Source organism: Streptomyces sp. WG5, assembly GCF_049974565.1.
In the GTDB taxonomy this organism is placed as follows: Bacteria; Actinomycetota; Actinomycetes; order Streptomycetales; family Streptomycetaceae; genus Streptomyces.
This window is the reverse complement of the sequence record NZ_JBNGGC010000072.1, coordinates 1-8,949: the sequence shown is the minus strand read 5'-3', so window position 1 is coordinate 8,949 and position 8,949 is coordinate 1. Positions and strand designations below refer to the sequence as shown.

The 8,949-nt window shown below is 73.5% G+C and carries 2 protein-coding genes; both read left to right on the top strand.

Going from position 1 to position 8,949, the window contains the following annotated elements; translation table 11 throughout:
• The coding region (locus ACP4IX_RS35690) for an SDR family NAD(P)-dependent oxidoreductase (RefSeq protein ID WP_426558742.1) at positions 1–7,037 on the top strand (7,037 nt) is incomplete at its 5' end.
• A gap of 157 nt (positions 7,038–7,194) precedes the next feature.
• Positions 7,195–8,949: type I polyketide synthase (locus ACP4IX_RS35685; protein ID WP_426558740.1), on the top strand; the 1,755-nt coding region annotated here is incomplete at its 3' end.

Here is an 8,949-nt window from a genome sequence, read left to right as displayed (position 1 = left end):
AGGCCCTGGGCGATGCCGGTGTGGACGCCCGGTTGTGGAGTCTGACGCGTGGAGCCGTTTCGGTCGGCCGGTCGGACAGGTTGACGTCGCCCGTGCAGGCACAGCTGTGGGGACTGGGCCGGGTCGCCGCCCTGGAGGTGCCGGAGCGCTGGGGCGGTCTGATCGACCTGCCGGAGGTACTCGACGAGCGCGCGCTGTCGCGCGTGGTCGGGATGCTGGCGGGTTCTGGTGAGGACCAGGTCGCGGTCCGGTCGTCCGGGGTGTTCGGGCGACGGCTGGTGCGCGCGGCGCTGCCGGAGGGCACGGCGTCGTGGACCCCGTCCGGCACGGTGCTGGTGACCGGTGGCACGGGGGCGCTCGGACGTCACATCGCGAGGTGGCTGGCGGATGCGGGTGCCGAGCGGCTGGTGCTGACCAGCCGGCGAGGCATGGACGCACCCGGTGCCGCGGAACTCGTTGCCGAGCTGGGCGATGACGTCTCCGTCGTCGCCTGTGACGCCTCCGACCGCGACGCGCTGCGCGCTGTGCTCGCCGAGCATGCCGATTCGCTGACCGCCGTCGTTCACACGGCGGGCGTGCTGGACGACGGTGTACTGGATGCCCTGACCCCGGAGCGCATTGACGGTGTGCTGCGGGCGAAGGCCACGTCGGCGCTCTACCTGCACGAGCTGACGACCGAACTCGGCATCACCCTCGACGCCTTCGTCCTCTTCTCCTCGACGAGCGGCACGATCGGCGCTGCCGGCCAGGGCAACTACGCGGCCGCGAACGCCTACCTCGACGCCCTCGCCGAGCAGCGCCGCGCCGACGGCCTGGCCGCGACGTCGATCGCGTGGGGCCCATGGGCCGAGGGCGGCATGGCGGCCGACGAGGCGATGGCCGCCCGGATGCACCGCGGCGGCGTACCTCCGATGGACGCGGCTCTGGCGGTCTCGGCCCTGCGGCGTGCGCTGGAGGCGGGGGACGCCGCCGTCGCCATCGCGGACATCGACTGGGAGCGCTTCGCGCCCGGCTTCACCTCCGTCCGGGGCAGCAAGCTCCTCGCCGATCTGCCCGAGGCCCAACGGGCCCTCGCTCCGCGTGCGGGCGAGGCCGGGGACGGCCGGGGTGGCGGGGACGCGGCACACGGTTCCGACTCGCTCGCGGAACGGCTGGGGAAGCTGAACGAGCCGGAGCGGGAGCGGGCGCTGCTCGACCTCGTGCGCGGGGAGGTGGCGGCGGTCCTCGGTCATGCCGGATCGGAGACCGTCGGCGCGGAGCGGGCGTTCAAGGAGCTCGGCTTCGACTCGCTGACCGCCGTCGAGCTGCGCAACCACCTGGGCGCGGCGACCGGTATGCGGCTGCCGGCCACCCTGGTCTACGACTACCCGACGTCGGCGGCCCTCGCCGACTACCTGCGCGGGGAGCTGTTCGGCACGCAGCCGGTGGTGCCGGGCCCGGTCGTCGCCTCCGTACCGGTCGACGACGACCCCATCGCGATCGTGGCGATGAGCTGCCGCTTCCCGGGCGACGTGCGGACCCCGGAGGACCTCTGGCACCTGCTGGAGACCGGCACGGACGCGGTCGGGGAATTCCCGGCGGACCGCGGCTGGGACGCGGAGGCGCTGTTCGGTTCGCAGACAGTGGGCGAGGAGGTGCCGCCGTACGCCCAGGAGGGCGGATTCCTCTACGACGTGGCGGACTTCGATGCCGGCTTCTTCGGGATCTCGCCGCGCGAAGCAGTGGCGATGGATCCGCAGCAGCGGTTGCTGCTGGAGACGTCGTGGGAGGCGTTCGAGCGGGCCGGGATCGACCCCACCTCGCTGCGCGGCAGTCAGGCGGGCGTCTTCGTCGGCACGAACGGCCAGGACTACCTCTCCCTCGTGCTCGACTCCGCCGATCGTGACGGGGGTTTCCTCGGCACCGGTAACTCCGCGAGCGTGGTGTCGGGCCGTATCTCGTACGTCTTCGGCCTGGAGGGGCCGGCCGTGACGGTCGACACGGCGTGCTCCGCGTCCCTGGTGGCGCTGCACCTCGCGGCGCAGGCACTGCGCAACGGCGAGTGCTCGCTCGCCCTGGCGGGTGGCGTGACGGTCATGTCGACGCCGGGCGCCTTCGTGGAGTTCAGCCGCCAGCGCGGTCTCGCGGCGGACGGCCGGGTCAAGGCGTTCGCCGCTGCCGCGGACGGTACGGGCTGGGCCGAGGGTGTCGGCATGCTGCTGGTCGAGCGGCTGTCCGACGCCCGGCGGAACGGCCACCCGGTCCTCGCTCTCGTCCGGGGCTCGGCCGTGAACCAGGACGGCGCGAGCAACGGCCTGACCGCCCCGAACGGCCCGTCCCAGCAGCGCGTGATCCGCCAGGCCCTCGCCAGTGCCGGACTGTCGGCCACCGATGTGGACGTGGTCGAGGCGCACGGCACGGGCACCCGTCTGGGTGACCCGATCGAGGCCCAGGCCCTGCTGGCCACCTACGGTCAGGGCCGCTCGCCGGAGCAGCCGCTGCTGCTCGGCTCGATCAAGTCGAACATGGGCCATACGCAGGCCGCGGCCGGTGTCGCCGGTGTGATGAAGATGGTGCTGGCGATGCGGCACGGCGTGCTGCCGCAGACCCTGCACGTGGACGAGCCGACGCCGCACGTCGACTGGACGGCCGGAGAGATCGCGCTGCTGACCGAGCAGCGGGAGTGGCCGGACACCGGCCGCCCCCGTCGGGCAGGCATCTCGTCCTTCGGTGTGAGCGGCACCAACGCGCACACGATCGTGGAGCAGGCTCCGCCCGCCCCGCAGGTCGCTGACGCGGAGCCCGATCGGACGGACGAGGAGGACGCCGCGACGCCGTCGGTGTGGGTGCTGTCCGGCAGGACCGAGGCCGCCCTGCGCGACCAGGCGGAACGCCTGCGCGACCATCTCGCCGCCCACGGGCAGCCGCGTCCGCTCGACGTCGCCTGCACGCTGGCGACCGGACGGGCGGTGCTGGACCACCGCGCCGCGATCGTCGCCGATCACCGCGAGGCGTTCGCCGACGGACTTGCCGTCGTGGTGGCGGGGGACTCCGCCGCGCAGGTGGTCCGTGGCGTGGCGGACACGGAACAACGGGTCGCTTTCCTGTTCACGGGGCAGGGCAGCCAGCGCCTCGGGATGGGACGCGAGCTGTACGACACGTACCCCGTGTTCGCCGAGTCACTGGACGCGGTGTGTGCGCACCTCGACCGGCATCTCGAAGTGCCTCTCAAGCACGTGCTGTTCGGGGACGACGTCGATGTCCTGAACCGCACGGAGTCCGCGCAGCCTGCGTTGTTCGCGGTCGAGGTCGCGCTGTTCCGGATGCTGGAGAGCTGGGGCGTGAAGCCGGACTACCTCTCCGGCCACTCCGTGGGTGAGCTCGCCGCCGCGCACGTCGCCGGGGTCTTCTCGCTGGATGATGCGTGCGCGCTGGTTGCCGCGCGTGGTCGGCTGATGCAGGCGTTGCCGGGCGGTGGGGTGATGATCGCGCTGGAGGCGTCGGAGGACGAGGTGCTGCCGCTGCTGGACGACCGCGTGAGCATCGCCGCCGTCAACGGTCCGCGCTCGGTGGTCGTCGCCGGTGACGAGGACGCCGCGGTCGGCACAGCGGCGTCGCTCGAGGGCCGGAGGTCGAAGCGGCTGACGGTCAGTCACGCGTTCCATTCCCCGCACATGGACGCCATGCTGGCGGACTTCCGCAAGGTCGCCGAGGGTCTGTCCTACGTCTCGCCCCGCATCCCCCTGGTGTCCAACCTGACCGGCGCCCTGGTGACGGACGAGATGGCGTCGCCCGACTTCTGGGTCCGGCACGTCCGTGAGGCCGTCCGCTTCCTGGACGGCGTCCGCGCCCTGGAGGCCGCAGGCGTCACCACGTACATCGAACTCGGCCCCGACGGCGTGCTCTCCGCCATGGCCCAGGACTGCGTGAGCGAGGAAGGCGCCGCCTTCGTGCCCGTCCTGCGCAAGGGCCGTCCCGAGCCGGAGACGGCGGTGTCCGCGCTCGCGCAGGCCCACACCCGTGGCGTCACGGTCGACTGGACCCGGTTCTTCGCCGGGACCGGCGCCCGCCACGTCGACCTGCCCACCTACGCCTTCCAGCGCGAGCGCTACTGGCCGGAGTACCTGCCCGAGTACGAGGACGTGGCGTCGGTCGGCATCGGCGCGGCCGGACACCCGCTGCTCGGGGCCGCGGTCGAGCTGCCGAGCTCGGACGGCTTCGTCTTCACCGGGCGGCTGTCCACCCGGACGCACCCCTGGCTCGCCGACCACGTCGTTGCCGACACGGTTGTCCTTCCCGGCGCGGCCTTCGTCGAACTGGCCCTGCGCGCAGGTGAGGAGGCCGGGTGCGGCGGCCTGGACGAGCTGACGATCGAAGCGCCGCTCGCGCTCCCCGAGAAGGGTGCGGTGCAACTCCGCGTCACCGTGGGCGGACCGGACGAACAGGGGCTCCGTCCCGTCCAGGTGCACAGCAGGCCCGACGCGGCGGCCGGCCCGGACGGACCGGCGAACAAAGTGGCGGAAGGGGAGTGGACCCGGCACGCCGACGGTCTGCTCTCCGCCGACGGCGCGGACCGGCCCGCGGCCGACGCTGCGAACGACGAGACAGCGGCGCAGTGGCCGCCCGCCGGTGCCGAGCCGGTCGCCCTGGACACGGTCCGGGACCGGCTGGCGGCCGCCGAGCTCTACCACGGCCCCGCCTTCCGCACGCTGACCCAGGTGTGGGTGCGCGGCGACGAGGCCTTCGCCGAGGCCGGGCTGCCGCAGGAGCAGCAGGCGTCGGCCGGGCGGTACGCACTGCACCCGGCGCTGCTCGACACGGCCTCGCAGGTACTGGCCGCCGGCCCCTCCGGCACGGGCCGGACGGCCGTCTCCTGGCGCGGTCTGCGCCTGCATGCCGTGGGCGCGGCCGCCGTGCGGCTCCACGTCGCGCCGGCCGGTGAGGACACCGCCTCCGTCGTCGTGGCCGACAGCACGGGCGGGCGAATCGCCTCCGTCGAGGCGCTGGTGACCGGGCAGCCCGACACCACCCGCTTCGCACCGGAACCCACGGGAGCCCGCGAGTCGCTGTTCCGGCTCGACTGGACCCCCGTGCGGACGACCGGAGCACGGACAGCCGCTGCCGCCCCCCTCGCGGTCGTCGGGGACTTCGCCGGCGCGCTGGAGCGGTCTGGCGTCGGCACGGAGACGTACGCCGACTTCGCGGCGCTCGACGCGGCCGTCGCGGCGGGCGGGACGATGCCGGGCACGGTGCTCGTGCCGCTGACCGGGACGACCGGCGCGCAGGCCGGCATCGACACGGCCGACGGCGTCGCGCGCCTCGCGGGCGAGGTGCGCGACACAGCGCACCGGGCCCTGGACCTGGTGCAGGACTGGCTGGGCAACGGCAGGTTCGCCGGGGCGCGGCTCGTCGTCGTGACCCGGGGCGCGGTGGCCGTAGGCGCCGACGAGACCGAGGACCTCGCGCAGGCGCCGGTGTGGGGCCTGGTGCGTACGGCGCAGACGGAGAACCCGGACCGCTTCGTGCTCGTCGACGTCGACGGGACCGACGCCGCCTGCCGGGTGCTGCCGGACGCCGTGGCCTCCACGGAGCCCGAACTCGCCGTGCGCGGGGGAGCGGTGTTCGCGTCCCGCCTGGTCAGGACTGAGGCGACAGGCACCGACAGCGCCGTTCGCCCCTTCGACCCCGAGGGCACCGTCCTGATCACCGGCGCCGGCGGCGGCCTGGCCGGGCTCGTCGCCCGGCATGTCGTGGAGGCGCACGGGGTGCGGCGGCTGCTGCTGGTGAGCCGGCGCGGTGCGGGGGCGGAGCACGCCGCGGAACTCACCGCACAACTGCGGGCCTCGGGTGCGGAGGTGACATGGGCGGCGTGCGACGTGGCCGACCGTGACGCGCTCGCCACCGTGCTCGCGGGGGTTCCCGCCGAGCATCCGCTCACCGCGGTCGTCCACATCGCGGGCGTCCTGGACGACGGGATCGTGGACCTGCTCACTCCGGAGCGGATGGACCGGGTGCTGCGGCCCAAGGCAGAAGCGGCACTTCACCTGCACCAGCTGACGCGGCACCTCGACCTGTCGGCGTTCGTCCTCTTCTCGGCCGCCGCGGGCACGCTCGGCGGCGCCGGGCAGGCCAACTACGCTGCCGCGAACGTCTTCCTCGACGCGCTCGCGCGGCACCGCAGCCGCGACGGGCTCCCCGCGCTGTCCCTGGCCTGGGGCATGTGGGCCGAGGAGCGCGGCATGGCGGGCCGGCTGACCGAGGCGGAGCGGGGCAGGGTCGCCCGCGGCGGGATCGTGCCGCTTTCGGCGGACGAGGGCCTGGCGCTCCTGGACGCGGCCCTCGCGGCGCGGGAGCCCGTACTCGTACCGGTCGGGATCGACCTGCCCACCTTGCGGTCCAGGGCTGCGGACGGCGCGCTGCTGCCGATGTTCCGGGGCCTGGTGCGCACCCCCGCGCGCAGGACGGTGCAGGGCACGGGGAACGCGGCGGCCACGGTGGTGGACGGTGCGGACGAGCGCACGCCGGCCGAGCGACTCGCCGGGCTCCCGGCGCCGGAGCGGGAGCGGACCGTCGTGGACCTGGTGCGCGGTCAGGTGGCCGCCGTCCTCGGGTACCGGTCGGCCGAACTCGTCGGTGACGGGCAGGCGTTCAAGGAGCTCGGCTTCGACTCGCTGACGGCGGTGGAGCTGCGCAACCGCCTGAGCGCCGAGAGCGGCCTGCCGCTGCCGGCCACCTTGGTCTACGACTACCCCAACCCGGCGGCCCTCGCCGGGCACCTGTTGGACGAGATGGCCCCGGAGCCGGCCGAGCGCGGACTCTCGGTGCTGGAGGAGATCGGCCGGCTGGAGAGCACCTTCTCCTCGCTGACCCCGGAGGAACTGTCCGAGGCGGCGGCGGACGACGCCGCGCACGCGCGCGTGGCGGTGCGTCTGCAAGCGCTGCTCGCCCAGTGGAACGAGGCCCGTGGGACGACCGGCGAGTCCGGGGCCGACGAGATCGAAGAGGCCAGCGACGACGAGTTGTTCGCGCTCATCGACAAGAAGTTCGGCAAGGCGTGACCCGACACGTCGCGGACGCACCGCCGGCCACCGGCGGTGCGTCCGCCCCCGACCTCCGGACCTCCGGAACCCAGACCCCCGAACCGAGACATCCCGAGATCACGAGCACGTGCGAGAAGACTCCACGGTCTCGACCACGCGAATAGGTGAAGCGCCAGTGGCGAACGAAGCGAAGCTCCGCGAGTACCTCAAGAAGGTCACGACCGATCTCGACGAGGCGTACGGACGCCTGCGGGACATCGAGAGCCAGGCTCACGAGCCCATCGCCGTCACGGCGATGAGCTGCCGCTTCCCGGGCGGCGTACGTTCCCCCGAGGAACTGTGGGACCTGCTCGCCGCCGGCGGCGACGCGCTCACCGAGTTCCCCGCCGACCGAGGCTGGGAACTCGACGGGCTCTTCTCGGACGACCCAGACGAACCCGGCACGTCGATCACCCGCGAAGGCGGATTCCTTGCCGACGCCCCGGCCTTCGACGCCGGGTTCTTCGGGATTTCGCCGCGTGAGGCGCTGGCCATGGACCCGCAGCAGCGGCTGCTGCTGGAGACGGCGTGGGAGGCGTTCGAACGGGCGGGCATCGACCCGGGCACCCTGCGCGGCAGCCAGGCCGGTGTGTACGTCGGGGTCAACGGCTCGGACTACCTGACCCCGCTGCTGGAGGCCGCCGAGGACTACGCCGGTCACCTGGGCACCGGAAACGCAGCCAGTGTGATGTCCGGCCGCATCTCGTACACCCTCGGCCTCGAAGGCCCCGCGGTCACGGTCGACACCGCGTGCTCCGCCTCGCTGGTGGCGCTGCACCTGGCGGTGCAGGCACTGCGGGCCGGCGAGTGCTCGCTGGCGCTGGCCGGAGGCGTTCATGTGATGTCGACGCCGGGCCTGTTCATCGAGTTCTCCCGGCAGCGCGGCCTGGCTCCGGACGGACGCTGCAAAGCGTTCTCGTCCGCCGCCGACGGCTTCGGACCGGCCGAAGGCGTGGGTCTCCTCCTCCTGGAGCGGCTGTCGGACGCGCGGCGCAACGGCCGCCCGGTGCTGGCGGTGGTGCGGGGCTCCGCGATCAACCAGGACGGTGCGAGCAACGGCCTGACGGCGCCGAACGGCCCGTCCCAGCAGCGGGTGATCCGTGCGGCACTGGCCAACGCGCGCCTTTCCGCCGGTGACGTGGACGTGGTGGAGGCGCACGGCACGGGTACGGCGCTGGGCGACCCGATCGAGGCGCAGGCACTCCTTGCCACGTACGGGCAGGAGCACACGCCCGAACAGCCGCTGCTGCTCGGCTCGATCAAGTCGAACATCGGGCACACGCAGGCCGCGGCCGGTGTGGCCGGCGTCATCAAGATGGTGTTGGCGATGCGGCACGGTGTGGTGCCGAAGTCGTTGCACGTGGATGAGCCGTCGCTGCATGTGGATTGGGCGTCGGGTGCGGTGGTGTTGGCGTCGGACGCGGTGGTGTGGCCGGAGTCGGGGCGTGCGCGGCGGGCGGGTGTGTCGTCGTTCGGGTTCAGCGGGACGAACGCGCACGTGATCGTGGAGCAGGCGCCGGAGCCCGAGGGGGTGTCCGAGGCTGAGGTTGCGGGGCCGTCGGCTGCGTCGGGTCCGGTGCCGTGGGTGGTGTCGGGCAAGAGTGCGGGGGCGTTGCGGGGGCAGGCGGAGCGGTTGTCGGGCTGGCTTGGGGGTGGGGCTGGTTCGGCGGCTTCGGTGGCCGAGGTGGGGTGGTCGTTGGCGTCGTCGCGGGCGGCGTTGGAGCACCGTGCGGTGGTTTTGGGTGATCACGTGGCGGGGCTGTCGGCGGTGGCGCGGGGTGTGCCGGCGGCGGGTGTGGTGACCGGGCGTGTCGTCGGTGGCAAGACGGTGTTCGTGTTCCCGGGGCAGGGTTCGCAGTGGGCCGGTATGGCGGTGGAACTGCTGGATTCC